This window comes from Streptomyces sp. KL2 (genome assembly GCF_046529545.1).
Taxonomy (GTDB): domain Bacteria; phylum Actinomycetota; class Actinomycetes; order Streptomycetales; family Streptomycetaceae; genus Streptomyces; species Streptomyces radiopugnans.
Map to the genome: position 1 here is coordinate 4241290 of NZ_CP127170.1, position 26623 is coordinate 4267912.

Annotated in this window: 22 protein-coding genes and 3 pseudogenes; 13 read left to right on the forward strand and 12 right to left on the reverse strand. The window is 70.1% G+C overall.

Annotation, left to right across the window (positions count from 1 at the left end; genetic code table 11):
• Nucleotides 1–107: 107 nt before the first annotated feature.
• Nucleotides 108–1487 carry an IS1380 family transposase gene (locus tag QPK52_RS19020; RefSeq protein WP_410540391.1) on the reverse strand — a complete coding sequence of 460 codons (1380 nt, stop codon included), beginning with the start codon at nt 1485–1487 and terminating at the stop codon, nt 108–110.
• Between the two features lie 420 nt (nt 1488–1907).
• Here QPK52_RS19020 and QPK52_RS19025 point away from each other — a divergent pair, with 420 nt between their 5' ends.
• The 3 genes and pseudogenes from QPK52_RS19025 (at nt 1908) to QPK52_RS19035 (ending at nt 4629) form a co-directional block, all read left to right on the forward strand.
• Nucleotides 1908–2711, forward strand: coding sequence for a hypothetical protein (locus QPK52_RS19025; protein WP_410538673.1), 804 nt, complete (start codon nt 1908–1910; stop codon nt 2709–2711).
• A gap of 528 nt (nt 2712–3239) precedes the next feature.
• Nucleotides 3240–3434, forward strand: a pseudogene (locus tag QPK52_RS19030) (RHS repeat-associated core domain-containing protein); the annotation flags it as partial.
• A gap of 832 nt (nt 3435–4266) precedes the next feature.
• Entirely contained in the window at nt 4267–4629 is a 363-nt protein-coding gene (locus QPK52_RS19035; RefSeq protein ID WP_410538674.1) for a hypothetical protein, read from the forward strand.
• 89 nt (nt 4630–4718) lie between these two features.
• On the opposite strand, the pseudogene QPK52_RS19040 reads toward QPK52_RS19035, so the two are convergent.
• The 3 genes and pseudogenes from QPK52_RS19040 to QPK52_RS19050 form a co-directional block, all read right to left on the reverse strand.
• Nucleotides 4719–5511: pseudogene (locus tag QPK52_RS19040) on the reverse strand (IS5 family transposase).
• Nucleotides 5512–5529: 18 nt separating this feature from the next.
• Nucleotides 5530–5997: a hypothetical protein gene (locus QPK52_RS19045; protein ID WP_410538675.1), complete on the reverse strand. Its 468-nt coding sequence runs from the start codon at nt 5995–5997 to the stop codon at nt 5530–5532.
• An 86-nt stretch (nt 5998–6083) separates the two neighbouring features.
• Nucleotides 6084–6901 (reverse strand): IS5 family transposase gene (locus QPK52_RS19050; protein WP_410538676.1). Its coding sequence is split into 2 segments (ribosomal slippage): nt 6084–6559 and nt 6559–6901, totalling 819 coding nucleotides; the frame shifts between segments, so codons are not numbered across the junction.
• A gap of 85 nt (nt 6902–6986) precedes the next feature.
• On the opposite strand from QPK52_RS19050, the gene QPK52_RS19055 reads away from it, so the two are divergent.
• A protein-coding gene (locus QPK52_RS19055; protein ID WP_410540393.1) for an IS5 family transposase occupies nt 6987–7786 on the forward strand; the annotation gives its coding sequence in 2 pieces (ribosomal slippage) (nt 6987–7322 and nt 7325–7786; 798 coding nt in all).
• A 192-nt stretch (nt 7787–7978) separates the two neighbouring features.
• On the forward strand, nt 7979–8371 hold the full coding sequence (locus QPK52_RS19060; protein ID WP_410538677.1) for a hypothetical protein: 393 nt from the start codon (nt 7979–7981) through the stop codon (nt 8369–8371).
• A gap of 858 nt (nt 8372–9229) precedes the next feature.
• On the opposite strand, the gene QPK52_RS19065 is transcribed toward QPK52_RS19060, so the two are convergent.
• Nucleotides 9230–9979, reverse strand: coding sequence for a transposase (locus tag QPK52_RS19065; RefSeq protein ID WP_410538678.1), 750 nt, complete (start codon nt 9977–9979; stop codon nt 9230–9232).
• A 342-nt stretch (nt 9980–10321) separates the two neighbouring features.
• Between QPK52_RS19065 and QPK52_RS19070 the strand changes: the two genes are divergently transcribed.
• The 4 genes and pseudogenes from QPK52_RS19070 to QPK52_RS19085 all read left to right on the forward strand — a co-directional run bounded on the left by QPK52_RS19070 (nt 10322) and on the right by QPK52_RS19085 (nt 14241).
• Nucleotides 10322–11518 (forward strand): IS110 family transposase, encoded by a 1197-nt coding sequence (locus QPK52_RS19070; RefSeq protein WP_410538679.1) that lies wholly within the window; start codon nt 10322–10324, stop codon nt 11516–11518.
• A 493-nt stretch (nt 11519–12011) separates the two neighbouring features.
• A pseudogene (locus QPK52_RS19075) lies at nt 12012–12236 on the forward strand (RHS repeat-associated core domain-containing protein); the annotation flags it as partial.
• Between the two features lie 538 nt (nt 12237–12774).
• On the forward strand, nt 12775–13275 hold the full coding sequence (locus QPK52_RS19080; protein ID WP_410538680.1) for a hypothetical protein: 501 nt from the start codon (nt 12775–12777) through the stop codon (nt 13273–13275).
• 204 nt (nt 13276–13479) lie between these two features.
• A complete protein-coding gene (locus QPK52_RS19085) occupies nt 13480–14241 on the forward strand; it encodes a hypothetical protein (protein ID WP_410538681.1) in 762 nt (253 codons plus the stop codon).
• Between the two features lie 98 nt (nt 14242–14339).
• On the opposite strand, the gene QPK52_RS19090 is transcribed toward QPK52_RS19085, so the two are convergent.
• A complete protein-coding gene (locus QPK52_RS19090; protein ID WP_410538682.1) occupies nt 14340–15923 on the reverse strand; it encodes an N-acetylmuramoyl-L-alanine amidase in 1584 nt (527 codons plus the stop codon).
• Nucleotides 15924–16800: 877 nt separating this feature from the next.
• Between QPK52_RS19090 and QPK52_RS19095 the strand changes: the two genes are divergently transcribed.
• Nucleotides 16801–17256: a hypothetical protein gene (locus tag QPK52_RS19095; protein WP_410538683.1), complete on the forward strand. Its 456-nt coding sequence runs from the start codon at nt 16801–16803 to the stop codon at nt 17254–17256.
• A gap of 69 nt (nt 17257–17325) precedes the next feature.
• Here QPK52_RS19095 and QPK52_RS19100 read toward each other — a convergent pair whose 3' ends face one another.
• The 3 genes from QPK52_RS19100 to QPK52_RS19110 form a co-directional block, all read right to left on the reverse strand.
• Nucleotides 17326–18678 (reverse strand): SGNH/GDSL hydrolase family protein, encoded by a 1353-nt coding sequence (locus QPK52_RS19100; RefSeq protein ID WP_410538684.1) that lies wholly within the window; start codon nt 18676–18678, stop codon nt 17326–17328.
• 348 nt (nt 18679–19026) lie between these two features.
• Nucleotides 19027–19740, reverse strand: a complete 714-nt coding sequence (locus QPK52_RS19105; RefSeq protein WP_410538685.1) for a type 1 glutamine amidotransferase — start codon at nt 19738–19740, stop codon at nt 19027–19029.
• A 68-nt stretch (nt 19741–19808) separates the two neighbouring features.
• Nucleotides 19809–20627, reverse strand: a complete 819-nt coding sequence (locus QPK52_RS19110) for a serine hydrolase domain-containing protein (protein ID WP_410538686.1) — start codon at nt 20625–20627, stop codon at nt 19809–19811.
• A 99-nt stretch (nt 20628–20726) separates the two neighbouring features.
• Here QPK52_RS19110 and QPK52_RS19115 point away from each other — a divergent pair, with 99 nt between their 5' ends.
• Nucleotides 20727–21224 carry a MerR family transcriptional regulator gene (locus QPK52_RS19115; protein WP_410538687.1) on the forward strand — a complete coding sequence of 166 codons (498 nt, stop codon included), beginning with the start codon at nt 20727–20729 and terminating at the stop codon, nt 21222–21224.
• 378 nt (nt 21225–21602) lie between these two features.
• Here QPK52_RS19115 and QPK52_RS19120 read toward each other — a convergent pair whose 3' ends face one another.
• Together QPK52_RS19120 and QPK52_RS19125 are read right to left on the reverse strand one after the other, a co-directional pair.
• Nucleotides 21603–22502, reverse strand: coding sequence for a DUF4429 domain-containing protein (locus QPK52_RS19120; protein WP_410538688.1), 900 nt, complete (start codon nt 22500–22502; stop codon nt 21603–21605).
• Nucleotides 22503–22795: 293 nt separating this feature from the next.
• Entirely contained in the window at nt 22796–23458 is a 663-nt protein-coding gene (locus QPK52_RS19125) for a TetR family transcriptional regulator (RefSeq protein WP_410538689.1), read from the reverse strand.
• A gap of 116 nt (nt 23459–23574) precedes the next feature.
• On the opposite strand from QPK52_RS19125, the gene QPK52_RS19130 reads away from it, so the two are divergent.
• Both QPK52_RS19130 and QPK52_RS19135 read left to right on the forward strand, forming a co-directional pair.
• Entirely contained in the window at nt 23575–25176 is a 1602-nt protein-coding gene (locus tag QPK52_RS19130) for an MFS transporter (RefSeq protein WP_410538690.1), read from the forward strand.
• A gap of 142 nt (nt 25177–25318) precedes the next feature.
• Complete coding sequence (locus QPK52_RS19135; protein ID WP_410538691.1) at nt 25319–25786, forward strand: peptidase inhibitor family I36 protein; 468 nt, start codon at nt 25319–25321, stop codon at nt 25784–25786.
• Here QPK52_RS19135 and QPK52_RS19140 read toward each other — a convergent pair.
• On the reverse strand, nt 25767–26588 hold the full coding sequence (locus QPK52_RS19140; protein WP_410538692.1) for a potassium channel family protein: 822 nt from the start codon (nt 26586–26588) through the stop codon (nt 25767–25769). The two genes, QPK52_RS19135 and QPK52_RS19140, sit on opposite strands and share 20 nt — an antisense overlap.
• Nucleotides 26589–26623 lie beyond the last annotated feature (35 nt).

The following is a 26623-nucleotide window of genomic DNA, read 5'->3' on the forward strand; positions in this document are numbered from 1 at the left end:
TTCTGAGTCCGGGCAGGCCGAGGGCCCGGCTGTCGCGTCGGGTGGGCGCCGGGTTCCACTGCTCCGGGTCGGGGTGGTGCTGCTCGTCGGGACGGGGAATCTGCTGGTCAGCCGGGGTTGGGCAGGAGTGCGAGCCGTTCGAGTGCGGCGGTGATGTGGCCGGTCCAGGGCCAGTGCCGGGCCAGGCGGAGGATGCGGCGCCGACCGGTGGTGACGAGCTGGCCGGCCGCGGAGAACAGGCGCAGCCGCAGGCGGCGGGGCTCCCAGAGTCTTACCTGGCCGGTCAGGGCAAGCATCGGCATCCAGGCCAGCAGATCCAGGGCGAGCTGGACGATCTCCAGCCAGACCTTGTTCTGGGCGGTGCGGTGCAGGGGCAGGTTGCGCAGGCCGGTCGCGCGGGCGGCCCGGATGCGGTCCTCGGCCCTCGCCCGCAGCTGGTGGCGCAGCTCCAGCTCGGCGATCGGCCGGTCGGCGGTGTTGGTGGCGAAGCAGGTCAGCCGATGGCCGTCCGCGTCGGTGATCCTCAACTGGGCCCCGGGGTGCGGTCTTTCCTTGCGGACGATCAGCCGCATGCCCGCCGGCCAGCCGGTGAGGACATCGCCGGCCAGTTCGGCGACCCAGGCCCCGTCACGGATCTCGCCGCCGGTCTCGACGGCCGGCGTCCAGGCCGAGGCCGGGATCTTCAGGACATGCTGGTGGATCGCGCCGGTGACCGTCATGCCGACCGAGTAGGACAGCCACCGCCCGCGCCGGGCGAGCCAGGCCACGAACTCATGGGTGCCGCCGGCGGAGTCGGTCCGGATCAGGGTCCGGCGTCCGCGCCGGTAGGTCTTGGGCAGCTGGGCCAGGGCGAGTTGGGCGGTGGTGATGTGGTCGGCGGCGGTGTTCGAGCCCGCGTTCCCGGGGCGCAGGAGGGCGGCGACCGGCTCGCCGGTGCCGCCCGGGCCGTGGTCGACGAAGGTCGTCAGCGGGTGGTGGCCGTAGGTCTTCTTCCAGGTCGCGGCCGCGTCCTGTTTGTCGGAGTGCGCGGTCACCAGGACCCCGTCCAGGTCCACGGTCACGTGTCCGTCGGTGTCCGGAGCCCGGTGGCCGACCAGGGACCAGACCCGGCTGCGGACCTCGGAGCGTGCGGACCGGATGGCGGTCAGGGCCTTCTCGCCGGAGGCGGCGAGGGTGTCGATCAGACGGGAGACCGTCGGGTCGGAGGCGACCGGGCCGAAGACGGCCGGCTCGGCCCGCAGCATGCCGACGTCCGCGAGGCAGTCCCCGCCCAGCGCCACCGCCAGGGCGACGTCCAGCAGGATCTTGCCCGGGTCGTGGACCGCCCGCGGCTTGCGCCACGGTGCCAGGGCTGCGGATATCGCGGTGTCCAGGCCGGTGGTGCGGACGGTCTCCACCAGCAGGACCGAACCGGCCTGCGAGACCACCGCCCGGCCGCCGCCCTCGAACGGCTCGCCCTCCTGCCCAACCCCGGCTGACCAGCGGATTCGCCTGTCCCTACGAGAAGAGGGCCCAGCCCGGAGCAGTGGAACCCGGCGCCCACCCGAGGCGACACTCGGGCCCTCGGGATGCTCGCCATCAGCCACCGAAAACGAGACGGTCCGCCGACTCCGTCGGCGGACCCTCACGAAAGATCGAGGCTAAGCATGTGAAGGGGTGAGGGCGGGGGTGTGCGCTGCGCACCCCCGCCCTTGCTTAGAAGCATATTGAAATATCCAGGCCGGCCTGGAGACAGGTGGACATCGAAAGGCGTGAGTGTCATGGTTAGTTCCAGTGCTGGGGGGACGGAACTCGGCCGGGGTCTGCTGGCCGAGTTGACCGTTCACTCCGACGATCCTGCTGTTCTTTTCCGAGTTGCGGAGGACTGGCTCACCAACGGTGTCATCTAAGCCTCCGGAGGAATCGGGATGGAGGACGTTGAATCATCGGTCAAGGTGTCTGCGAAGGGTTACAAGAAAATCCCCGCCGCCTTGCTGGTGGGAAGGCATGGAGGAGTGAGGGGTCTTGTCTCGGTATCGCCGAGCGACTCCTGGGATGTGCTGTACAACCCTTACATTCCCCAAGTTCGATCCTGGATCTCGCAAGAGATCGAGAAACGAGCGGAGTCGATCAGTGTCGACATTGGCTCCTTCCAAGGAGAGGGGGAATCTGGATCCCCCCACACGCGCATGTCTGTGGCTTTCGACGAGGACTTGGAAGAGTACGTAAGGCTTCGATACCATGTCGAGGAGGAAGCGTTGACTGATCCGGTCGCGGGTGCCTATTCTCAGCGGCGCGTGACGACGGTTCTCCGTGAATTCTCCAAGCGGTACCCGGTGGTTTTCGGTCACCTTTCCTATGATGATCCGGATGGGAAGACGGAGCTCGAAAAGTTTCTGCGCGGGGTCCAGGGAGACCCTGCCTCGAACATTCTGAAATCACCCGACAGGCTGCGGGGTTACTCCTGGGTCATGGTTGTCCCGGAGGAGATCGCAGCGGGGCTCGGGGGTGCCGACACGCTAGGCGGCGCAGAAGCGTTCACTGAAATCGAATCCCTTCCCAGTGGTTCACTTTGGCTGCAGGCAACGGGTGACTACACGGATTACTGCGGTGAGAGGGTCCGGAATGTCTGGCGGGCCGTACGGGGCTCTCTGATTCCCGGAGAACCGCAGCCTCCCAGAGTTGTACCCGGCGGTACGCCGACCCATATGGTGGTGTTCGGTGGCGACTGAGTCCGTGAAGGTGAAGTTCCTCAGAGTTTATAACACCGATCTGCTTCGGCGCGCGCCACTGATTCTCGGCCGTATTCATTCAAAGGGTTGTCAAGGTGAGTAAGAGCGTAAGCTTGGAGCTTTGGCTGCGAGGCTTGTTCGCGGCAGGTGTTTACCTTGCGGCAACGGCCTTGCTGGGTTTGTCGGCCTTCGCTGTCGAGGGTGAGCAGACCGGCCCAGGCGACGCTGATTCCACTGTGGGGGCCTACTTCTGCCTTCTGTTGGCAGCGCTCATCGTGGTCATGTGGTTCCTGGCGTCAAGTGCCTGACCTGTTTTTCCGCCCACTGGACTCCGTCCATGACAGGCGGCGGCCTCTTGGTCTGGAAGTTTCGTCTCACAGGTTCTGGCGGGTCGATGACTGTTTTGTTCAGAACCGACATGTTCATCGCGCACTTGCGGTGCAACGGCCACGGGCGAGGCACCGGATGAAGTAGGACCCTCTGGGGGCACTGACTCCCCCGGAGAGCCATGGCTCTCCGGGGGAGTCTCGCTGGGACTCCGCCACCGGCACCTACGACATGGGCTTCCGCGACTACAGCCCCGGCCTGAACCGCTTCACCACCCGCGACATGTACACCGGCGCCCTGGCCGACATGTCCCTGGGCGCCGACCCCTTCACCTCCAACCGCTACGCCTTCACCGGTGGCAACCCCATCAGCCGCATCGAACTCGACGGCCACGTCAACGCCTCCATGGACACCGGCGTTGCCGGCTGGACCGAGGTCGGCGGAGGAGACCTCACCGCACCCGGTGAAGGTAAGTACTACAAGAACGACACTCCGATTGACGCACCCAAGCAGAGAAGTTACGATGACCGCCCCTTTAATACGTCAAATTGGCTCACAAAGCTGCTTCACCATGACTACAACCTGCTACTGGCCTCGACTATGAGCACCGGTGCCAGCGCATTGCGTCACGTTTATGGATTTGAACGTGCCGCCGAAAACCTGGATCATTGGCTAAGCGCTTCGGGTGAAGCTAAGCAAATCAGCCCCAAGGAGATGCTGGACGAGTTGCCCAGCTTCAAAAAACTGGTCAACGAGCACATCACCAAAGGTAGGAAGTCTGGTGGAGACTTCGACAGTGGATGGCGGTCGGCTGAGGTCACCAAGTTCATGGCGCTGGGAGACAAGGGGCCAGAAGTGCAGGATTGGTGGTACGCGATGGACGGCTTCCAGTATCGAGTTCGGTCCGGCGACTCCAATAATACGATCACCGTAGAGGTGTTTAAGCGATACAACTGGGGTAACGTGGCTGGCGGTGAACCAAAAGGGAATGTGGGGCCCGGTCGCATGATCAACCAGAACGAGCTGGCGCGGTTGCACGCCGATGGCTATGCCCAGGACTTCAATGTTTGGGGCTCGTACAGTTACTCAGCGGGCGGATGAGATGACGTATCGTCGCTATTGGCGCGGAGTGGCCTGCACGGTAGTGGCAGTGGTATTGACTACTACCTCCTGCAAGCAGGAGGAGAATGAGAGCTTTCCGGGTGCCCTTCCAGGCTCCATAACAGACGTGAGTTCGAAACAGGCATTTCGCAATTACGGCATCAACATTCCGGAACGTGCAAGAAAACTGCGATATTATGCATGGGCCGCAGTTGATGCCTACCCGATGGCGACACTTTTCTCGGTAAAGTGCGAAGCCGTGCCGGAATTCGTCTCCGAGAACCGACTAAAGGAAGTTCCTGATCTTAGCCAGGAGACGATCGGGGTCGAAGTCTTCGCTAAGGATCACGGTTGGGTCGACTCCGGCACCGGGGACACCCGATACATCCGCGCTCCGAGCAGATCCCAGCCCCAGCGTGTCGAAGTGCTTATTCACCAGGCAGGTCAGGACTGCAGGGTGTACATCGACGCGCAAACCCCTACGGCTTGAACCATCTGTGCTGGACGAGGAGGTGGCCTTGCCGGCCACCTCCTCGTCCAGCACCTCACCGGACAGGCCGAGATGGTTAACAGGTCATCTCATTTGGTGAGTCGTCGGTAGCAGATGAGAGTGCAGGCGATGCTGGTGAAGGCCAGGAAGTGCTCGGCTTTGCGCTCGTAGCGGCGGTGGAGTCGGCGGCAGCCGGCGAGCCAGGCCATCGTGCGTTCGATGGTCCATCGGTACCGGCCCAGCCGATGCGAGGACTCGATGCCCTTACGGGCGATGCGATGCCGGATACCCCGCTGGGACAGCCATCGCCGCAGGTGAGCGTAGGCGTAACCCTTGTCTCCGTGGAGCCTGCCGGCCGGCGCCGGCCGCGGCGGGAGCGGATCGGCGGTATGCCCTCCACCAGTGGGATCAGGGCTTGGCTGTCGTGGGTGTTGGCGCCGGAGATGCCGACCAAGAGGGGCAGACCGGTCCGCTCGGTGATCAGGTGGATCTTCGGCCCGTACTTGCCCCGGTCGACAGGATTCGGACCGGTCAGGTCCCCCTTTTCATCGCCCGCATGCTCACCGAGTCGATCGCGCAGCGGGTCCAGTCCAGTTCACCCCGGCAGCCGAGTTCGTCCAGGACCAGGCGGTGCAGCTTGGCCCACACCCGGGCCCGGGTCCACTCGGTGAACCGGCGGTGGGCCGTCGCCCCGGACGGCCCGAACGACGCGGCGGGCAGCTGCTGCCACGTACACCCCGAGGTGGCCACGAACCCGATCGCGGCCAACACCTCCCGGTCGCCGTACCGGCGCCGGCCACCACCCTGCGGCCGCGACGGCGCCTCCGGCACCACCCGCTGGAACAGCTCCCACAGCTCATCCGGCACCAGCCGCTCAGCAATCCCCACGACCTGTCGCGCCTACGACTTGCTTGAGCAGTCGGCCTCGGTCCAGGTCGCCTGGAGGTCACGGCAGACAATGGTGAGCGTGCCGTCCCAGCAGGCGATTTCGTGACTGCAGCCGTCCCCGTGCGGCAGGATCTCGTCGAGAATCACAGTCCCGAGGTCCGTCCCTCGGCCCTCGTCGGCAGGATCGATGACGAATCTGGACACCCCTGCGTAGCGGATGACGAGGTCGTGGTCATGTTTCCAGCAGTTGTGCTGGAACTCGACCTCCATCTCCTCGCCGTCGGCGCCCCGGACGGCCCCAAGCTTCAAGTCCTTCACGCATCGCATGCTCTGGAAGTCGTAGTGATCCGTGTCAGTGGCGAAGGCCCGGGCGCCCGGCGGCAGATCACCAGAGATCGAGGGCAGGCGCTCCAGGTACCGAGCCGGGTCCAGGATCCCTGACAGGTTGCCGACCTGCGCATCGAGATTGACGTACTCCACTGGTCTTCGCCTCTGCTCGTGGCTTCCTACTGGCCGACGAATCGTCGCACGGAATCACCAAATGAGACGACGTCTTAGAGCGTGTCCTATGTGGTGAGGCGGATCAACCGCTTGTAGCAGCAGAGGGCGGCGGCCAGGCCGAGAAAGGCCAGGTAGTTGCGGGAATGGCGCTCGTAGCGGGGTGACAGGCGGCGGTAGCCGGTCAGCCAGGCCATCGTGCGCTCGATGACCCAGCGGTGGCGCCCCAACCGCTCACTGGAGTCGATGCCCTTGCGGGTGATCCGCACGGCGACGCGTTTGCCGCGGAGCCATCGGCGCAGGTCAGGGTTGTCGTAGGCCTTGTCGGCGTGGAGCTTGCCGAAGGTGTAGTCGCGGCCTCGGCCGGGGTCGTGTCTCGTGTGGAGACCGGCCAGCATGGGCCTCAACCCTTGGCTGTCGTGGGTGTTGCCAGTTGAGATGCCGACCACGAGGGGCAGTCCGGACCGGTCGGACAGGATGTGCATCTTGGTACCCGGCTTGCCCCGGTCCACGGGGCTCGGACCTGCAAGTTCGCCCCCCTTTTAGCCCGCACGTGGGCGGAGTCGAGAACGATGCGGGAGAGGTCCAGCAGGCCCTGGTCGGCGAGTTTGTCGAGCACCACCTGGTGCAGCCGGCCCCACACCCCGGCTCTGGACCAGATCAGGAAGCGGCGGTGGGCGGTGGACTTGGAGATCCCGAAGCACGGCGGCAGCGCCCGCCAGGCGCAGCCGGACACCAGCACGTAGATGATCGCGGCGAACACCGCCTCATCAGGAGTGTTCTGGGTCCCGCCGCCCTGCGGCCGCACCCTCGTCGGCGGCAGCAGCGGCCGCGCGAGCTCCCACAGCCCGTCCGGAACAATCCATCCCCACCGGTCACTCCCCATGCCCGGACAACGACCGGCCCGCCACATAGGACACGCTCTAAGAAGCTATCTCATTTGGCTGGGTAGGCTCTTGGCCGTGGCAGGGATCGTTGAGCGGCTGGTGCCGGATGAGTTGTGGGAGCTGTTCCAGCGGGTGGTGCCGGAGGCGCCGTCGCGGCCGCAGGGCGGCGGCCGTCGCCGGCACGGCAACCGGGAAGTGCTGGCCGCGATCATCTTCGTGGCCACCTCGGGGTGTACCTGGCAGCAGCTGCCCACCGCATCGTTCGGGCCGTCCGGGGCCACGGCCCACCGCCGGTTCACCGAGTGGACCCGGGCCCGGGTCTGGGCCAGGCTGCACCGCCTGGTCCTGGACGAACTCGGCGCCCGCGGCGAGCTGGACTGGTCGCGGTGCGCGATCGACTCGGTGAACATGCGGGCGATGAAAAGGGGGACCTGACCGGTCCGAATCCTGTCGACCGGGGCAAGTACGGGTCGAAGATCCACCTGATCACCGAGCGGACCGGTCTGCCCCTGTCCGTCGGCATCTCCGGCGCCAACACCCACGACAGCCAGGCCCTGATCCCGCTGGTGCAGGGCATACCCCCGATCCGCTCCCGCCGCGGCCGACGCCGTCGCAGGCCCGGAAGGCTCCACGGAGACAAGGGCTACGACTACGCCCACCTGCGAAGATGGCTGTCCCAGCGGGGTATCCGCCACCGCATCGCTCGCAAGGGCATCGAGACCTCGCAGCGGCTGGGCCGGCACCGCTGGGCCATCGAACGCACCATGGCCTGGCTCGCCGGCTGCCGACGCCTCCACCGGCGCTATGAGCGCAAGGCCGAGCACTTCCTCGCCTTCACCAGCATCGCCTGCACCCTCATCTGTTACCGGCGACTCACCAAATGAGATGGCTTCTAATTGGTAGCTGCCCTGTGCCGGAAGTTGACTAGGGTGTGAGTGATCGCTGATGGAGCGCCCCTTCAGGAATAGAACTCGAAGGGGCGCTCCGCTGAGAGATTTTTGAGGAGGTGTGATTCCTTGGTGGGAAGCTCGCAGAATGGCGAGTCAAGGAGCTCGCGTCCCACGGACTCTGCGCTGGTGCGAGGATTGCTTTGGGAGTTCTTTCCGGAACAGCGACTGGAAATCCTCGCCCTGGAGGAAGAGGAGCGGGAGTACGCCCTCTCGAGTGGTTGCGACCCGGTGGAAGTCGGAGCTTATACGCTCACCAGCGAAGTCTTCGTCCAAGGAGTGCTCGCGCCGCTCTTGGCCGCAACCCTTCCGCTGGACGAGGATGTCGCACATCGATGTGCTCAGTTTCTGGAGCACCTCCTGGGAAGTGGGAGGCCCTCCATCCGTGAGATGGTAAGTACTAGAGTTACCGACCACTTGCTGGGTTATCCGGAAAACTGGAAAAAATTCCGGAAGTATGCCGGCGATTTTTTGCTCCGTGAGGTGGGGGAGAGGCAGCGGTATTACAAGGGGCCATTTTGAGAGATTTCGACGGTCCGGCCTGGGTGATGGCTCCGACCCGGCTGGGACAGGCCTTCGTGTACCGTAGGGCGCGCCAGTGCTGTTTGAGCTCGGCAGCAGTTCGTTCGTCGATCGCGCGGACGCCGCGCAGTAGCCGGTTGTAGGCGCGGGTATCCGGCGCGAGTGGTAAATCGATGTCGGGGTGCGGACGGAACGGGGTGTGAATGCCCTTGCCGGCGCCGGTGTAGCCGACGTCGGCCAGTGCGGCAGCCCGGCGCGGGCCTCCGCGTGCAGGGCGGGCAGGGGGCGTGGATCCGAGCGGCACGCAGGTCGTGCTCGGCCGCCGCATACGGACCCCAGGGAAATATCGTGGACTCTTTCTCGTGCACGGCGGTCAACTTCCAGACCGGCATCGGCTCGAAGTGCTAGAAGGGGCACAGCGGTGGCTACTCTTTCAGAAATACAAACCCTGTTGGGTGAACCTCGGTTCAACTGGCCAGATCCGGCGCCGTGGATCGAGCTGGAGCAGGAACTCGGTATCGGATTTCCCGCGGACTTCCGTGAGATCGTGGACGCCTACGGTTCGATCGAGATCAACGGACAGTTGTATCTGAAGCATCCCGCCAGCCACCTTCTTCACGATCTGGGAACGATGATCAGGAGGGATCTCGACCTCTGGCGTGACGAGGATATGGTGGAATTTCTGCCGAGTCCGGTAGGGGCGAACCCCGGCGAATTGGTGCCGGTGGCGACGGCCACGACGGGCGAGACGGTTTTCCTGTGCGTTCCCGACACCCCATCGTCGCCCTGGCGCGTGGTGGTCCAGGAGTTCGACAGTCCGGCCTGGACTCTCTATGAGATGACGTTCAGTGAGGTTTTTCAGCGTTGCCGCTCCAGGGTGAGGACGGCTGCGGTGATTGACGACATTCGATTCGGGCTGCATCGGGCCCTGCGGAAGACCCGCCAGGACTTCAGTCGTGCCATGCCGCGTTCGACAGGGGCCCGAGCCTGAGCCAGCGCGCGGTTGACCGTGCGCTGGGTCGGCGACAGCTCGCCGCCGGGTGGCCGTTTGCGGCCGGTGGTCACCCAGGGGCCGGCACCCTGGTAGGCCCGGTCGGCCAGCACGGGTACCCCCTGCCGCTCGCAGATCCGGATGATCCGGTGGGTGCGGGCCGCGGTCAGGTCGTGGGCACGGCCCGGCAGGGCCGGCGAGATCCACAGCACATGGCCGGTCGGGTCGGTGACGACCTGCACGTTCACTCCGTGGCGCCGGTGCTTGGTGGAGTAGTCGGCCCGGCTGTTGCCGGTCCGGTCGCACTCGGCGAGGGTGCCGTCGAGCAGCACGTAGTCCGGATCGCTCTCGCGCAGGGCCTTGAGCAGGCCGGGGGCTCGGGTGGCGAGCAGATCGATGACCGCGGCGGTGTAGGCGTGGGCGGTGCCCACGGAGATGCCGAAGCCGGCGGCGATCTGCGCCAGTGTGTCGTGCTTGCGCAGGTAGACCAGACCCACCAGGGCGCGCTGGTGGGGCGGGAGCTTGCAGCGGCGGTCACCCTCCCGGGTGACGATGAGCATCGTGACCCACTCGACCAGCGCGTGCGGCAGGTCGAGTGCGGCAGGATAGGGAACCAACGAGGCTCCTGTGCCGATGGGTTGAGACGTCGAACACCTCCCTCAACGGTACGGGAGCCTTGTGCGTTGCGGCCGGCCCGCCCGTCACCCACACGGGGCCCAAACTGAAAGGGCTCCCTACCTTTCTGGTGGGTTCGGTCCCGGTCATTCGTAGGATCGGGAGGCCCTGAGGTCCGGGTGTGGCTCAAAAAGCTCATGCCGCTCGTGTGGCTTTCACTGATTGGCCGCCCGGCACCTCGCGACGACACGGCCACTCATTGGGATGCGCGAGCAGTCGCTTCGTAGGGACACGTCGGCGTGGTCGTCCGCAGGGCCGAACCGGGAACGGCATGAGGAGGCACGATGCCCGAGCTGTGGGCGGGGATAGACGCGGGGAAGGCCGAACACCACTGCACGGTGATCGATGCGGAGGGGGCCAAGGCACTGTCTCGGCGGGTGGCCAACAGCGAGCCGGATCTGCTGGAGCTGGTCGGCGATGTCCTGGAGCTGGCCGATGGCGGGCCGGTGACTTGGGCGGTGGATCTGAACGCCGGCGGGGCCGCGCTGTTGATCGCCTTGCTGACCGCGCACGGCCAACGGCTGCTCTACCTCCCCGGCCGGACCGTCCACCATGCCTCCGGCTCCTACCGGGGCGAGGGGAAGACGGACGCGAAGGACGCCTTCGTCATCGCCGACCAGGCGAGGATGCGTCGCGATCTGCAGCCGCTGCAGGAGTGGGACGAGATCGCCGTGGATCTGCGGATCCTCACCGCCCGCCGCTACGACCTGACCGCCGACCGCACCCGCACCATCAACCGGCTGCGCGCCCAGCTGCTGGAGTACTTCCCCGCCCTGGAGCGCGCCTTCGACTACAGCACTTCCAAGGCCGCCCTCACCCTGCTCACCGGCTACCAGACCCCGGCCGCGCTCCGCCGCATCGGCCAATCCCGCCTGGCCACTTGGCTCGCGAACCGCAAGGTCCGAAGCGCTCAGGCGGTCGCGGCGACCGCGGTCCAGGCGGCCCAGACCCAGCACACCGCCGTTCCCGGGGAGAGGACGGCCGCCCACACCCTGGCCAAGGAGCTGCTGGCCCTGGGCGAGGAAATCGCGCGGACCGACGCATTGATCGAGGCCCGCTTCCGCGAACACCGCCACGCTGAGACGATCACCAGCATGCCCGGCATCGGCACCCTGCTCGGCGCCGAGTTCCTCGCCTGCACCGGCGGCGACCTGGACGCCTTCGGCAGCCCCGGCCGACTTGCCGGGGTCGCCGGCCTGGCGCCGGTCCCCAAGGACTCCGGCCGCATCAGCGGCAACCTGCGCCGACCCCGCCGCTACCACCGCCGCCTGTTGCGCGTGTTCTACCTTTCCGCCCAGGTCGCCGCCCGCTGCTGCCCGACATCCCGGGCCTTCTACCAGCGCAAACGCATCGAGGGAAAGACCCACAAGCAGGCCGTCCTCGCCCTGGTCCGACGCCGCCTCGACGTGCTGTGGGCCCTCATTCGCGATCAGCGCACCTTCACCACCGAGCCGCCCCGACGCGACCTCGCGGCAACCTGAATCGCCCCACATGCCCGGCCAGCGAGCTTGACAACCACCATTGGGAATCAGTGAGTGGTTGCTGGCTTATCTCAAGGGTAGGGACATGACGTTGTGTTCTCGCAACCTCGCGTCTGACGGGCCGTTCTGGGAGTTCCTGCCCTGAGAGAACGCGGTGGCGCCCCTTCAGGAAAGGGGCGCCACCGCGTTCTTGATCCGAAGCTCGAAGGGTCCTGTTCGAAGACGCAGCGAACGTGCGGGCCGCCGAATATCCGCGCACGGTGTGCGGCTGGCGCTGGCGGCAGTGGAAGGAGCGGTGGTTCCCGGCGGCGAGCCGGTCCCGGGCCCGGCCGTGCAGAGGTACGCCGACGACCACTCGGCGTACCTATCCTCGACCACCACCTACACCTACGACGCCTTCGACCGCACGGTGATGGAGACCACCTCCGGTACCAGCGGCAAGACCAAGGCCTTCGTCTACCTGGCCATGGACGACCAGGTGCTGCGCGAGGAGGAGCCGTACAACGCCTACCGGTTCAACGGGCACCGCTGGGACGCCGCCTCGGGCACCTACGACATGGGCTTCCGCAACTACGACCCGGGCCTGAACCGGTTCCTGACCCGCGACCTGTACGGCGGGGCACTGGCGGACATGGGCCTGGCCACCGATCCGTTCACCAACAACCGGTACGCCTTCGCCGGCGGCAACCCCATCTCCTTCGTGGAGCTGGACGGGCACCTGTTCGGGATGTCGTGGTCGGACATCGGTCACGCCACGCTGGACGTGGTGGGCATGGTGCCGGTGGTCGGCGAGGCCGCGGACGTGGCCAATGGCCTGTGGTACATGGCCGAGGGCAACTACGTCGACGGTGCCCTGTCGATGGCCGCCGCCATCCCCGGCGTCGGCACCGCCGCGACCGCGGCGAAGTGGGCCGATAAGGGCGCGGGTGCCGCCGGCGCGGCCAACGACGCCCGCAAGACCACCAAGGCCGCGCCCCAGTCCAAGCCCGCACCCAAGCCGAAATCGGAGTCCAAACCCAAGCCGGCGAGCAAACCGAAGTGCGAGACCAACAGTTTCACCCCCGGCACGCGGGTGCTGATGGCCGACGGCTCCACCAAGAACATCGAGGACCTCAAGAGAGGACATCGGGGACGGCCTGGGGAAAATACTTCAGGAGAATAGAGACCTGCCCAGTCTGCCAGGGCCTCTACCCGCCCGAGAACTTCGTGTCCGGGGTGCTCTCCGCTCGCGAAGGACCATGGAACAGGAGGAGGCTGTGAAGGCGTGGCAGGTGGAGGCGGCGCGGCACGACTGGAGCGCTCTGCGGTGCGGGTGCGGTGAGACGGGCGCTCATCTGCCTCGGACGTTCGACTGGCTGATGTCGGCCCGGGCACCGGGGGAGGTGACGGAGGGCTTGCTGAGCGGTCATCTGGAGGAGCAGCCGATGCTCTTCCGGGTCGCCCCGTCGGCGGTCCCGGTGATCCTGGCGGCGTTGGCCGAGGAGCCGCCGCGATTCGTGCGTGGGCGTCTGCTGAGTGTCCTGGGCTATCTGGTGGCCGGGGAGTCGCACCGCAGTGAGGCGGAGGCCGGGTTCCCGGACCTGGCGGAGGAGTGCCGCAGGGCCGCCGGTGAAGGGCTGTGGGTGCTCTACCGGGAGGCGGCCTCGGGGGACGCGGAGGCGGCGCTGGACGTCCTGGAGTTCGCCGATCCGGACCAGCGCCGGTTCCACCACTTCCGCTCCGCCCTGGAGCGGTGCACGGGGGAGCGCCGCTCCTGAACCGGGCACTGAACCGGGCGGCGGGGTGCGCGGGCTTGATCGCTTGTCCGGTCCGCCGACGGTGTGACAGCGTGTGCCGACCGTGGAGCACGGAGCGACGGATGTTCCGCCGGGCGGCGGCCGGTGATCGTACGGGGCCGCCTCGGCGTTGGATCCCCGCGTGTGCGCGAGACGGTGAAAAGACAACGGGAGATGGGAAGTTCGGTGGGGAAGAGCAGAGTCCTCCTGGTGGCCGCGGCGGTGGCGCCGCTGCTGGCGCTCACGGCGGCGTGCGGTGGTTCGGACGACGCCCCCGGCAAGGACGCGGAGAAGCGGCCCGGGAGCGGGAGCAGCGCGTCGCCGGAGGCGGGGGAGCAGGATGGGAAGGCCGCGGGGCCGGTCCTCGACGAGGCGGCGCTGAAGAAGGCGCTGCTCGCCGACGGCGAGGTGAAGGGCTATCAGGTAGCCGCCGCCGACCAGGAGCCGCTGACGCCGGAGGCGGACCGGGCCGAGTGCCGGCCGCTGGCCGATCTGACCGCCTACGGCACCGGACGTACGCCCCGGGCGCGGGCGTTCGCCTCCCAGGGGTTCGCCGGGTCGGGGCAGGAGACGGCCGGGCGGATCGTGTCGGTGTCGCTGCTGTCCTACGACGGCGACGGCGCGGCCCGTACGGTGGAGGGCGTGCGGTCGGCGATCGAGGCGTGCGGCGACGGTTTCACCACCTCGGGCAACAACGGTGGGGAGACGATCCGCTACACGGCCGTGGAGGAGATCGAGGCGCCCGAGAGCGGTGACGAGGCGGTCGCGGTGAAACTGGTGGGTGAGGCGGAGGGCACCGAGGTGCCGATGCACTTCGCGCTGGTGCGTTCCGGGGCGTCGCTGGCGCAGTTCATGAGCCTGAACATCAAGTCGCCGTCGGGCGCTTCGATGCCGCGGGACATCGTCACCGCGCAGGTGGACAAGCTCGCCGGGGCCGCGGCCGGCTGAGGGGGCGGTAAGTGAGGGACCGGCCGCCCCGGTGTGCGGGGCGGCCGGTCCCGGTCCTGTTCCTGGTTCCGGTTCCGTTGTTCGGGCGCGGGGGTGGGTCAGGAGGACGCGGCGGCCTTGGTGCGGATGGCCGGGAGCTGCGAGTAGAGGTTCGCCCCCGGGCACAGGGTCGCGTAGCCGTCGCGGTGGCCGGAGATCCGGTACAGCGTCGCCCGCTCGCCCTTCTTCCAGACGCCGGTGTCGGCGGCCGCGGTGAGCGTCACCTTGCCGGCCGGGTCCGCGCCGTACAGGCCGAGCTTCCAGCCGGAGATCCGGGCGATGGCGTCCAGCGCGGCCTGGGTGGGCCGGCCGCCGTCCTCGTAGTTGCCGAGCAGGGAGACGCCCGCGGAGTAGCCGTTGAAGCCGTAGGTGTGGGCGCCCTGGACGGCCTTGTCGACACCGCCCGCGCGGCCCTCGAAGATCGTGCCGCACTTGTCGACGAAGAAGTTGTAGCCGACGTCGTTCCAGCCGTTGGTCTTGACGTGGTAGGTGAGGATGCCGCGGATGATCGAGGCCGACTGGGCGCAGGTGTAGTCGTTCGTGCCGGCGGTGTGGTGGACGAAGACGGCGTCCACCCGGCTCAGGTAGGAGGGCGGGTCCTCGACCAGCGACTCGTCGGCGCCCCACTGGGCGCGGCTGACGATCCGCGGTGCCTGCGTCCCGGACGGCGAGGGGGCCGGGGCGGTGGTGGACGGCTCACCGGTGGGTTCGGTGCTGGGCCCGGTCGTGGGGCTCTGGGTGGGTTCGGTGGAGGGTTCCGGGCTCGGCTCCCCGGTCGGCTCCCCGGTGGGTGCCGGTTCGGTGGAGGGTTCCGGGCTCGGCTCTCCGGTGGGTTCGATGGAGGGTTCGCCGGAAGGTTCCCCGGTGGGCTCGGTGGAGGGTTCGCCGGTGGGCTCGGTGGAGGGTCCCGGGCTCGGCTCCCCGGTCGGTTCCCCGGTGGGGGCCTCCGTGGTGGGCTGCTGCGAGGGCTCCGGGCTGGGCTCGGGATCCTCCGTGGCGGGGGCGGAGGCGGACGGCTCCGTGGAGGGCTCGCCCTGGCTGGGCTCCGGCTCCGGCTCCGGTTCCGTCGAGGGCTGCTGCGACGGCTCCTGCGAGTTCCCGCCCCCGCTCATGTCGCCGACCTTGCGCCAGCCCTTCCCGATGTCCTCGCCCAGGATGCCGGGGTCGATCATCACCAGGCGGAGTCCGCCGGGCAGTTCGGCCGACTCCCCACCGTCCGCCATGACCCGGGCCTCGACCCCGTCGGACGTACCGACCCACAGGGGCTCGGAGGCCCCGCGCACTCCGCTGTCGTCGCCCTCGTCGGTCTCCGGCGGCCGTATGTCGAGGTCGAGGTCCTGCCACCGCGTCCACTGTCCGGTCTCCGCGCTGCGGGTGCGGATCTGGGCGGTGCCGTCGAGTTCGGCCTCCGGGTCCTCCCAGGAGACGCCGAGCATGGAGAAGGGCCGGGTGTCCTTGCGCGGCACCGAGCGCTTCCCCGGATCGCCGCCCTGGAACGTCTCGGTGTAGGCGGCCACGGGCCGCATCCCCTCGCCCCGGGCCTGTTCGCCCGAAGTGCCCGAGGTGGCGGTGACGGCGACCGTCGTCACCACCGATCCCCCGAGCACGACGGAGCCGACCGCCAGCCAGGTCCGGCGCTTCATGCCCGCCGGCCTGCGGCTGCGGCCTCTGTTCGATCCCACGTGTTCCAAACCCCCTCTGGAAGATCCCGGTGCGTCCGGTGGCCGCCGCTCTGTCTCCGCCTGTTCGGCGGCCGGCGGTTCCGCGCCCGGACGCGGACAGTGGGCGGGCACGGCCGTACGAGCGGCACGGGCCGCGCGCGGCGACTCGTCGTACGCGCCGGGGTGCTGTGGACGCCGGCGGTTCCCGCCCCCCGCGGCCCGCCCTGCCGTCCCCGAGGCGCGGTGACGGGCCCCGGTCCAAGGCGGCGGCGCCGCGACCGGTACGTACGGCAGGCCGGCGGGGCGCGGCCGGCCGTCCACTGTCGGACGGGCCGGTTATACCCCAGAGGATCACCGTGCGTCACTCGTGGGGACAAAGGCCGGAAAAGGGTGCGAAGCGGTGTGGTGGGGAGGGGCGGGGGCAGACGGCCGCCGGTTCCGGTGCGGGCGGCGGCCGCCGCCCGCACCGGAACCGGGCCGGACGGGGAAGCCCGCTGCCATCAGGGGGTTCGCGGGATCCGTTACCGGGGGCCGAGATGGGCCCGGCGGACGGGACGAGGTTCCGCATGGCCGCCCGGGGGAGCGGACGCCCCGACGCCGCCAGGACTCCGCCGGGCCTTGTGTACGGCTGAAGTTCACGCGGAATTCCTCTGGGTGCGAAGGTGGCGCGGCCCCCTGCCCGGCCCGGCGCCGGAAGGCTTCGCTGACACCGCGTAAACGTGAATACCGCCACACCGCGAGGGCGTGACCAGGCAGTATGCGGCGGCGCTTGGTGAGGGGGAGGGGAATGGGCCCCTCCCTCGGGCGGCGTCCGGCGTACCGCTGCCCGGTGCCGAGCCGAATGCGAGGGGAGACGCTCATGGGCACGGAGACCGCGGCGAGACCCACGGCCGGAAGGATGCGCGGGCATGTGGCGGAGTTCGTCACGGACCTGACGTCGGGGAGGGCCGGGCATCGACTGCCCCTGGACTACTCCGTGGACAGCCTGCGCATCGTGGACGCGGTCATCGAGGGCATGCGCCGCCGGGGTGCGGAGCCCGCCGGACGTGTGGCGGAGGTCCTGTTCGGTCTGGGCGGATACCTGGGGGAGGTGATGGTCCGGCAGGCCGGGGCGGTGTGGGTGGACTTCGACACCGGGCAGCGCGAGCGGTTCGGGCAGCCGGTGGGCGTGCGGATGCCCGACGGGCGCGTGTGGAACCCGCTGGGCAGGGTGGCCAACCGCTTCGCGTACGGCTCGCGGGAGTCGGTGCGGACGTTCTTCCTGCTGCTGCACGGCCGGGACCGGCCCGGCGAGACCGGCTCCGACGCCGCCTGACGGCTCCGGCCCGTCCACGGCCGCACACGGCGGCCGTGGACGGGCCGGGAGCCGGTGGAACCGGCCGGATCAGCGGAACAGGCGCCCGGGTACGGCGGCGGCCAGCCGGCCGTAGCCGGCGGGGTTCAGGTGGAGCCAGTCGCCGTCGTGGAGGTCGGGGCGGAGCCGCTCGGGGTCGGCGGGGTCGCGGACGGCGCGGTCGAAGTCGATGACGGCGTCGAAGCGGCCGCTGGTGCGGATCCAGTCGTTGACCTTCCGCCGGGCGCTCTCGCGGTGCCCGGCCGGGTCGTCGTACATCTCGTTGCCGCCGAAGGGGAGCAGCGTCGCGCCGTGGACCTCGATGCCGTGGGCGTGGGCGCGGATGACGATCTGCTCGTAGGCGGCGATCAGATCGGCCGCGACCCGCTCCTGCGCGGCCTCGGTGGCCGCCGCGGTGCCGATGTCGTTGACGCCCTCGAAGACGATCAGCGACTCCACCCCGGTCTGCGCCAGCACGTCGCGGTCCAGCCGGGCCAGGACGTTGGGGCCCAGTCCGTCCTCGAGGACGCGGTTGCCGCCGGCGGCCTGGTTGAGGACGGCGAGGCGGGCGGTGCCGCGGCGGGCCTGGAGCCGGTCGAACCACTGGTCCGGCCAGCGGTCGTTGCCGTTGGTGGTGGAGCCGCGGCCGTCGGTCAGGGAGTCGCCCAGGACGGCGACCGCCCGGGTGGACTTCGCCGACCACGTCTCGACGCCGCTGAGGAAGTACCAGTGGTTCGTCGCCGTCGCGCCCGGCAGGTCCTCGGCCGCGACGTGGTCACCGCGCAGGAGGTGGGAGGTGGTCCGGGAGCCGGGGTGGGAGGTGATGTCGTTCGACGCCTGGCCGTCGGCCAGGTAGAGGGTGACGGCGAGGTTGGTCCCCGGAGCCACCTTCATGTCCACCGGGTCGGAGACGACCTGGGCTCCGACGGGGACGAGGGCCGAGGGCCTGCCGCTGAAGGTCAGCGGGCGGGAGGTGCCCGGGCGTATCGCGTCGGTCCCGGCCTTCCCGCCCTCGGGGAGGGCCACGGAGGCGGCGGTGATGGGCAGGCCGGTGCCGCCGAAGGCGTTGGAGAAGCGCAGCCGGACCCTGTCGCCGCCGACCGTGACGCGGACGGTCTGCCGCAGCGTGGTGTCGTCCATGACCAGCCCGTCCTCGGTGAAGGGGGCGGGCGGCATGTTGTGGGGCTCGGTGAGCTGCGGCATCGACGTCCAGGTGTTCACCCAGTGCCGTGCCGCTCCGCGGGCGTCCCGCGACGCGGAGTCGGCGGAGGCGTGGGTGCCGGTGCGGTCCCCGGTGCCGGGGGCCGCGGTGTCCAGGGCGCCGGTGGCCTGGGAGGTCAGAAGAACGGTCGCCGCCAGGGCTCCCGCGGTGAGCAGGCTCGTCAGGGACGATCTCCGTCTCATGGGCTGTCCGACCTCCAGGTTCCGTTGCCGTCCGGTGGGCGTGAGCGACCCTAATCGGCGCGGGCGGAAAGACAAGAGGAATTCGTGAACTCGCTTGATTAATTTGCTCGATGAGGCCGCGCAGAGGTGCCGGGGCCCTCGGACGGGGTCTTGAGGGCCGCCCGCGGCGGGGGAGGCGGGGGGTGTGCGGTGCCCGGGGGTGCGGCGGCGTAGAGCATCACGGTGGTGGCGGCGGGTACGCCGGCCCGCCCGGCAGGCCCCGGTCAGGAGGGTGGGAGTGGGGCGCCGACGGCGGGGAGAGCGTTTGCGGTCGTGTCCGCGACTTCGCCCGGCAGGGGCCGTACCGGCTCAGCCGCCGCGCACGAGCGAGGCGAAGCGGAGTGCGACCGTGCGCCACACCTCGGCCGACGCGGGCTCGTCGGCCTCCGCCCGGCGCACGGTCTCGGCGGGATCGAAGCCCAGGCGCCGCAGCCGCTCCGGATCCCACTCCCGCACCTGCGCGGCCGTCGCCTCGGGGTGGAACTGGGTACCCCACGCCCGGCCGCCCACGGCGAACGCCTGGTACGGGCACCGCTCGCTCCGCGCCAGCCACCGTGCGCCGGACGGGAGTTCGGTGATGGCGTCGACATGGTTCTCGATCGCGGCGGTACGCTCGGGCAGGCCGTGGAAGAGCGGATCGTCCGCCGCCTCGGGCCGCAGCGCCAGCGGTGTGCTGCCGATCTCCGGCTCGCCGTGCTCCCCCGCGACCGCGCCGCCCGCGACCTGGGCCAGCATCTGGCCGCCCAGGCAGATCCCGAACACCGGGACGCCGCCGTCCAGCGCCTCGGCGACCAGGGAACGGGCGGGGGCGAGCCAGGGGGCGCGCGCGTCGTCGTCCGGCAGATAACCGCCGCCGAGGACCAGGAGGCCCCGGTGGCCGTCCAGCCGGGCGGGCAGCGGCTCGCCGTCGTACGCGCGGACGACGTCCAGCGCCAGGCCGCCCTCGGCCAGCCAGGCGCCGAACCGGCCCGGCCCGCCGCTCGGGGTGTGCTGCACCGTCAGGACGCGCGGTCGCCCGCTCATTCGCCGCTCCTTCCCGTGTCGGGCCGTGCCGGCCCGCACCGTCGAGGCCGGTCCGTGTGCCTCGTGCCTCAGTTCCCTCGGAGCTCGGCCAGCACCGCGTCGGCGAACGGCGGCCACGCCTCGATCGCCCAGGGGCCGAACGCCCGGTCCGCCAGGGCCACACAGGCGGCGCCCGCGTCCGGGTCCACCCACAGGAACGTACCGGCCTGCCCGAAGTGGCCGAAAGTGCGCGGGGAGGAGGAGGCGCCCGTCCAGTGCGGGGACTTGCCGTCGCGGATCTCGAAGCCCAGGCCCCAGTCGTTGGGCTTCTGGTTGCCGTAACCGGGCAGGACGCCGGGGAGACCGGGGAAGGCCACGGACGTGGCCTCGGCGACGGTGCGCGGGTCCAGCAGGCGCGGGGCCTGGAGTTCGGCGGCGAAGCGGACCAGATCGGCCAGGGTGGAGACGCCGTCCTTGGCCGGAGAGCCCGGCAGGTCGGTGGCGGCCATGCCCAGGGGGACGAGGACGGCCTGGCGCAGATACTCGGGGAAGGGGATGCCGGTCGCCTTGGCGATGTGGTCGCCGAGCACCTCGAAGCCGGTGTTGGAGTAGATCCGGCGGGTGCCCGCGGCGGCCATCGTGCGGTGCTCGTCGAAGGCCAGGCCGGAGGTGTGGGCGAGCAGGTGCCGCACCGTCGAGCCCTCGGGACCGGCCGGCTCGTCCAGCTCGACCGCGCCCTCCTCGACGGCGATCAGCGCCGCGTACGCGGCCAGCGGCTTGGTGACCGAGGCGAGCGCGAAGCGGTGATCGGCGGGGCCGCGCGTTCCGGCCACCGTGCCGTCGGCGGTCACGACGGCCGCCGCCGCCGTCGTGACCGGCCAGTTCTCGATCGTGCGCAGGCTGTCCATGCCCCGAGCCTAACGTGGGGCGCCGCGGGCGGACGTGGCGGGACTTCACCCTCGTTATCCGCTTGCCTGGAGCGCACTCGAACTCCGTAGCGTTCCCCCATGACCGTGACGCAGACGCAGGTGCAGACGAGGACGGACACGGACGCCGGTGGGGAGGCCGGGGAGCTGCCGGCGGACGTGTGCGCGACGGCCGACGTGCCCCATCCGCGGCCGGACGGACGGGACCGCTACACGATCAGCGAGGTCGCCTCGATCACCGGTCTGAGCGCCCACACGCTGCGCTGGTACGAGCGGATCGGGCTGATGCCGCACATCGACCGCTCGCACACCGGGCAGCGCCGCTTCACCAACCGGGATCTGGACTGGCTGGCCTTCGTCGGCAAGCTGCGCCTGACGGGAATGCCGGTGGCGGACATGGTGCGCTACGCGGAGCTGGTGCGCGCGGGCGACCACACCTTCGAGGAGCGGCAGGAGCTGCTGCGCGCGACCCGCGAGGACGTCAGGCGCAGGATCGACGAGCTGCGGAGCACACTGGCGGTCCTCGACTGCAAGATCGACTTCTATGCGGACGCCCGGCGGGCGTCGGAGAGGTTCTGAGGGACCGGACGAGCCAGGAGAGGGCCGGACGGATCGCCGCGGCGCGGCTCGGCGCGGACGGCCCCGAGGCGGGCGTCCAGGGCTGGGCTGCACGGGCATGAGCTCCGCCTACGGGCCGGCGGACGCCGACGGGGCCCGCACCGCCCTCGAGCGGGCCCCGGAACCGGGCGTCGCGCTCTACGACACCGCCGACCTGTACGGCTTCGGCGAGAAAGGTGAGGTCGTCGCGCCCTTCCGGCCGCGCCGGAGCCGATCGCCGACCGCGTGGCCGACGGGCGCCACGCCGACCCGGGGTTCACCTCGGCGGGGCGGGAGTGGGGCAGGGACCCGGCGCACCTCGCGGTCCGGCGCGGTTCACGGCTCGGCACGGCTGACGGCTCACAGCTCGGCGAGGAGGTCGGCCTTCTTCGCGCTGAACTCCTCGTCGGTGAGCAGCCCGGCTCCGTGCAGCTCGCCCAGGTGCCGGATGCGGTCGGCGATGTCGGCGGGGGCGGGCCGGACCGTGGTGACCGGGTCCGCCGTGCGGGTGGCGGGAGCCGCAGCCGCCTCCAGGACCGGTGCGGGCTCGGCCGCCCGTACCGCCTCAAGCACCGCGGCCGCCAGCGGCAGCGACTCGTGCACCAGGCCGTAGCCCAGGCCGAAGACGACGGCGGCCGGGTCCTGGTCGGCCTCCGGGCGTTCCCGGTCCTCCGCCTCGCCGCGGCGGACCAGCCGCAGATGGCCGCCCACGACCTCCGGCGAACGCCACTGGACACCCCGCAACTCGCCGACCGGGAAAGACTGGTCGCCCGCCTTCCACTTCGCCGAGGAGGCCCCGGTCCAGAACCAGCGGAAGGACACCGCCCGGCCGTCGAAGGAGACCTTGCCGTCGTATGCCTTGAACTGCAGGGGAGCGGCGGGCGCGGCGACCAGGTGGCGGTCGGCCGGCTCCTGCGCCCGGGGGCCGAGGACGGAGGTCAGCTCGCTGACCCGGGCGGCGGCCAGCGGCTCGTGCTCGGCGGGGAGCACCAGGCGGTACGGGTCGCTGGTCTCCCTGAGCTGCCCGGCGGCGGCCTCCATCAGCGGATCGGCGCCCGGGCGCGGCTCGGCGCGCAGCACGACCGTGCCCCGTCTGGTGCCGGGGACCAGCTCGGCAGACCTCAGCGCCTCGTAGGGGACGCGCCGCTCACCGAGCACGTGGAACAGCTTCGGAGTGCGGATGCCCCGTTCGAAGCGGATGAGCACGGAGTCGGTGTCGAACTCCCAGGAGGAGTTAATTCCGGCCAGCACGTCACCCATACGGGTCATCGTATGCGTCGGTGCCCGGGTCTTCCTCTTCAGCCGCGCCGCATGCGTCACACCTCGTCCACCCGCCGGCAGCCGTCCGTACCGACGGCCGCCATGTTCGGCCGGGACGGCGGTGGCGCACACAGGGCGTACCGGGCGTACACGGGGAGCGCCGGGTGAGGGGACGGCCGTCACCGCCGCGCCGCCCCGGGGACGCCTGGTCGGACCCGCCCGCCGGGCGCCCCGTCCGCGTCTCGGGGGCGTGGATCCACCCGAGCGGGTGAACCGCGGTGGGGCGCCCGGTGTCACCCCCGGTGCGCAGGAGCGTCCTCCCCGCTTTTGCCGGCGGGCCGCCAGTCCTCCGCCAGAGCGGGGCCGAGCCGGTCGAGGTGCTCCTGGAAGACCCTGCGCGCGCCCTCCACCGTGATGTCCGGGCCGGCGGCCCAGCGGCGTCCCGCGAGCCGGAGCACGCCGGCGAAGGCGGCGACCAGTACCCGCGGCCGCGGATCGTGTTCGGGATCGACCCCGGCACGGCGGGCGACCTCGGCGGCGAGCCGCTCCTCCTGCTCCGTGGAGTGCCGCAGATGGGCCGCCACCAGGGCGGGGGTCGTCTCGATGACCTGCCACATCCTCATGTAGACCCCGAGCGGTACGACCTCCTGGATGGCGTCGCCGATGCGGTTCCAGGCGGTGCCGAGCGCGTTGCCCAGGACCTGCAGGGGCGCCTCGTCGGCGGGGCGCTCCCGGACGGCGGCGAAGAACCGCTCCTCGACCGTCCGCAGGAGGGCGAAGGCGACCTCCTCCTTGCTGGCGAAGTAGCGGAAGAACGTCCGCTGGGAGACGTCCACGGCGGCGGCGATCTCGTCGATCGTGGTGCGCTCGTATCCCTGGGCGACGAACAGTTCGTGCGCCGTGCGGACCAGCGCGTCCCGGGTGCGCTGCTTCTTGCGCTCGCGCAGTCCGGCCACCCGGCCACCTCCTGCCGTCTCGAAAGGTGCCGGTCACCCTACCTGTGAGCTGGGCTTAAACCGGTCGGCACATAATCGCTTCGAAAGTGTCAGCCGCTGACATTAGGCTCCCGGCCATGACTTCCAACACCGTCTCCGCCACTCCCGGCGCACCGGAGTCGGACACGGCGCCCGGCCGTGCCGGACTGCGCGGCCACCCCTGGCTGACCCTTCTCGCCGTGGCACTCGGCGTGGTGATGGTCACCCTGGACGGCACCATCGTCGCCATCGCCAACCCGGCCATCCAGAAGGATCTCGGCGCCTCGCTCGCCGAAGTCCAGTGGATCACCAACGGCTATCTGCTCGCCCTGGCCGTAGCGCTGATCACCGCCGGAAAAATCGGGGACCGCTTCGGCCACCGCCAGACCTTCCTGACGGGCATCATCGGCTTCGCCGCCACATCCGGCGTCATCGGACTGTCCGAGGGCGTCACGACGGTCATCGCCTTCCGGGTGCTCCAGGGGCTGTTCGGCGCCCTGCTGATGCCCGCCGCCCTGGGCCTGCTGCGCGCCACTTTCCCGGCCGAGAAGCTCAACATGGCGATCGGTGTCTGGGGCGCGGTGATCGGCGCCTCCACCGCGGCCGGGCCGATCGTCGGCGGCCTGCTGGTGGAGCACGTGAACTGGGAGTCGGTCTTCTTCGTCAACGTCCCCGTGGGGCTGCTGGCCGTGCTCCTGTGCCTGGCGATCCTGGTGGACCACCGGGCGGAGAACGCCCCCGGGTCCTTCGACGTCCCCGGCGTCGTCCTGCTGTCGGGCGCGATGTTCTTCCTGGTGTGGGCCATCATCAAGGCGCCCGAGTGGGGGTGGGGCGACAACGCGACGGTGTGGTCCCTGGTGATCGCGGCAGTGACCCTCCTGGCCTTCCTGGTCTGGGAGACCGTGTCGGGCGAACCCCTGCTGCCGCTCAGGCTGTTCCGCTCCGTCCCGCTCTCGGCGGGCACCGTGCTGATGGTCCTGATGGCCTTCGGTTTCATGGGCGGCCTCTTCTTCGTCACCTTCTACCTCCAGAACGTCCATGGGATGAGCCCGGTGGACAGCGGACTCCACATGCTGCCGCTGACCGCGATGATGATCGTCGCCTCGCCCGTCGCCGGAGGGCTGATCACCAAGGTCGGCCCACGCCTCCCGATGGTCGGCGCGATGCTGGTCACCGCGGTCGCGATGTTCGGCCTGTCCACCCTGGAACGGGGGACCGGCGCCCTCGAGATGTCGCTGTGGTTCGGCCTCCTCGGTCTCGGCCTCGCCCCGGTGATGGTGGGCGCCACCGAGGTCATCGTGGGCAACGCCCCGCTGGAGCACGCCGGGGTCGCCGGCGGTCTCCAGCAGGCCGCGATGCAGGTCGGCGGCAGCCTCGGCACGGCCGTCCTGGGCGCGGTGATGGCTTCCCGGGTGCACGAGACCCTGCCCGTGAAGTGGGCCGAGGCCCAGCTCCCCCCGCTGCCGCCGCAGGACGCCGAACGGCTGGGGAAGGCCGCCGAGCTGGGCATCGCCCCGCCCGCCCCCGACGGCACCCCGGCGCAGGCGGCCGAGGCCATGGCCCGGGCGGTGCACGGCTCCTTCCTCTCCGGCCTGGGACTGGCCTTCACCCTCGCCGGGATCGTGGCCGTCCTGGCCGCGGGCGTCGCGCTGTTCACCAAGGGCGGCCAGCATGACACGGCTCCCTCGGTGCATGTCTGACGCGGCGGAAAGCTGTGGACAACCGGGTGGTTGTGGACAACTCCGTTACCCGTCCCGGTGAAACGGCCGGTCTGCGCTTGGCAGGCCGGCCGACCCGTGTCGAAGCTGATCGCACGACGACCGACACGGGGGAGAGACCCACATGCGTCACGTACACCGCGCTCGCCGCGCCCACACCCGCCGCATCCACGCCAACCGCGTCCGCACCCTCGGCAACCGCGGCCGCAGGGTCCGCCGGGCCGCACTGCCCGCGGCCCTGGCCGCGACCGCCGCGGTGCTCACGGCGCTGACACCGCAGACCGCCGTGTCGGCGGCAGCACCGGCGCCGCGCCTGGGGGAGTGCGCGGCCGGGGAGCTGTGCCTGTGGGAGCGTGCGGACTTCAAGGGGCCGCGCCGCACCCATGAACTGGCGGACACCGACATCGAGAGCTGTGTGCCGCTGCCACGGGGCACCTCCGCCGCCTCGCTCGCCAACCGCACCGGGCGGCCCGTCACGGCCTACCAGAGCGCGGAGTGCGCCGAGACCGGCGAGTTCGACACCTATCCGTCGGGCAGTTGGGCGCCGCGGACGGACTACCGGGTGCGGGCCGTCAAGATCTGGGAGAGCTGACGTGGCCCGCCCCGTCCGCCACCGCCCTGTCCGTCACCGTCCCGTCCCCGGGCCCACCCGAGCCCGTGAGCCCGCCCCGCAGCTCCGCGACCTCCGCCCGCAGGGCGCGTACCTCGGCCGTCAGCTCCTCGATCGCCGCCGTCTGCTGCCGCTCGGCGGCGTCCTCCTCGTCGAACCGGGCGATGAACCAGGCGGCGATGTTGGCGGTGACCACACCGAGCAGAGCGATCCCGGAGAGCATCAGCCCGATGGCCAGCAACCGGCCCAGGCCGGTGGTCGGCGCCAGGTCGCCGTAGCCCACCGTGGTCATGGTGGTGAAGGACCACCACACCGCGTCACCGAGCGTCCTGATGTTGCCGTCCGGGGAGTTCCGCTCGACCTCCAGCACGGCCAGCGAGCCGAACACCAGCAGCCCCAGGCACGAGCCGGCCACATAGGTGGTCACCCGCACCCGGGAGGCCATCCGGGTCCGCTGCCCCACCAGCAGCAGCGCGGAGACCAGCCGCAGCAGCCGCAGCGGCTGGAGCAGGGGAAGCAGTACCGCCAGCAGCGCGAGCGGCTGGCTGCGCACGAAGGCCCACCGCCGCGGGGCCAGCCGGAGCCGTACCGCGTAGTCCAGCGCGAACGCCGCCCATACTCCCCACTCCACAATCCGGCACGCGTCCCGCACCCACGGAGCGAGGTTCGTGTGCACGATCGGTACGGCATAGGCGACGGCGAAGAGGACCGACAACAGCAGCAGTGGTCCCTGCGTCCGGCGCTCCCAGCGTTCCTTGGCCCGTATGTCCGCCATGCCCGGCATCGTACGGGGGTCCCGGGGTATCCGAAGCCTCAGCC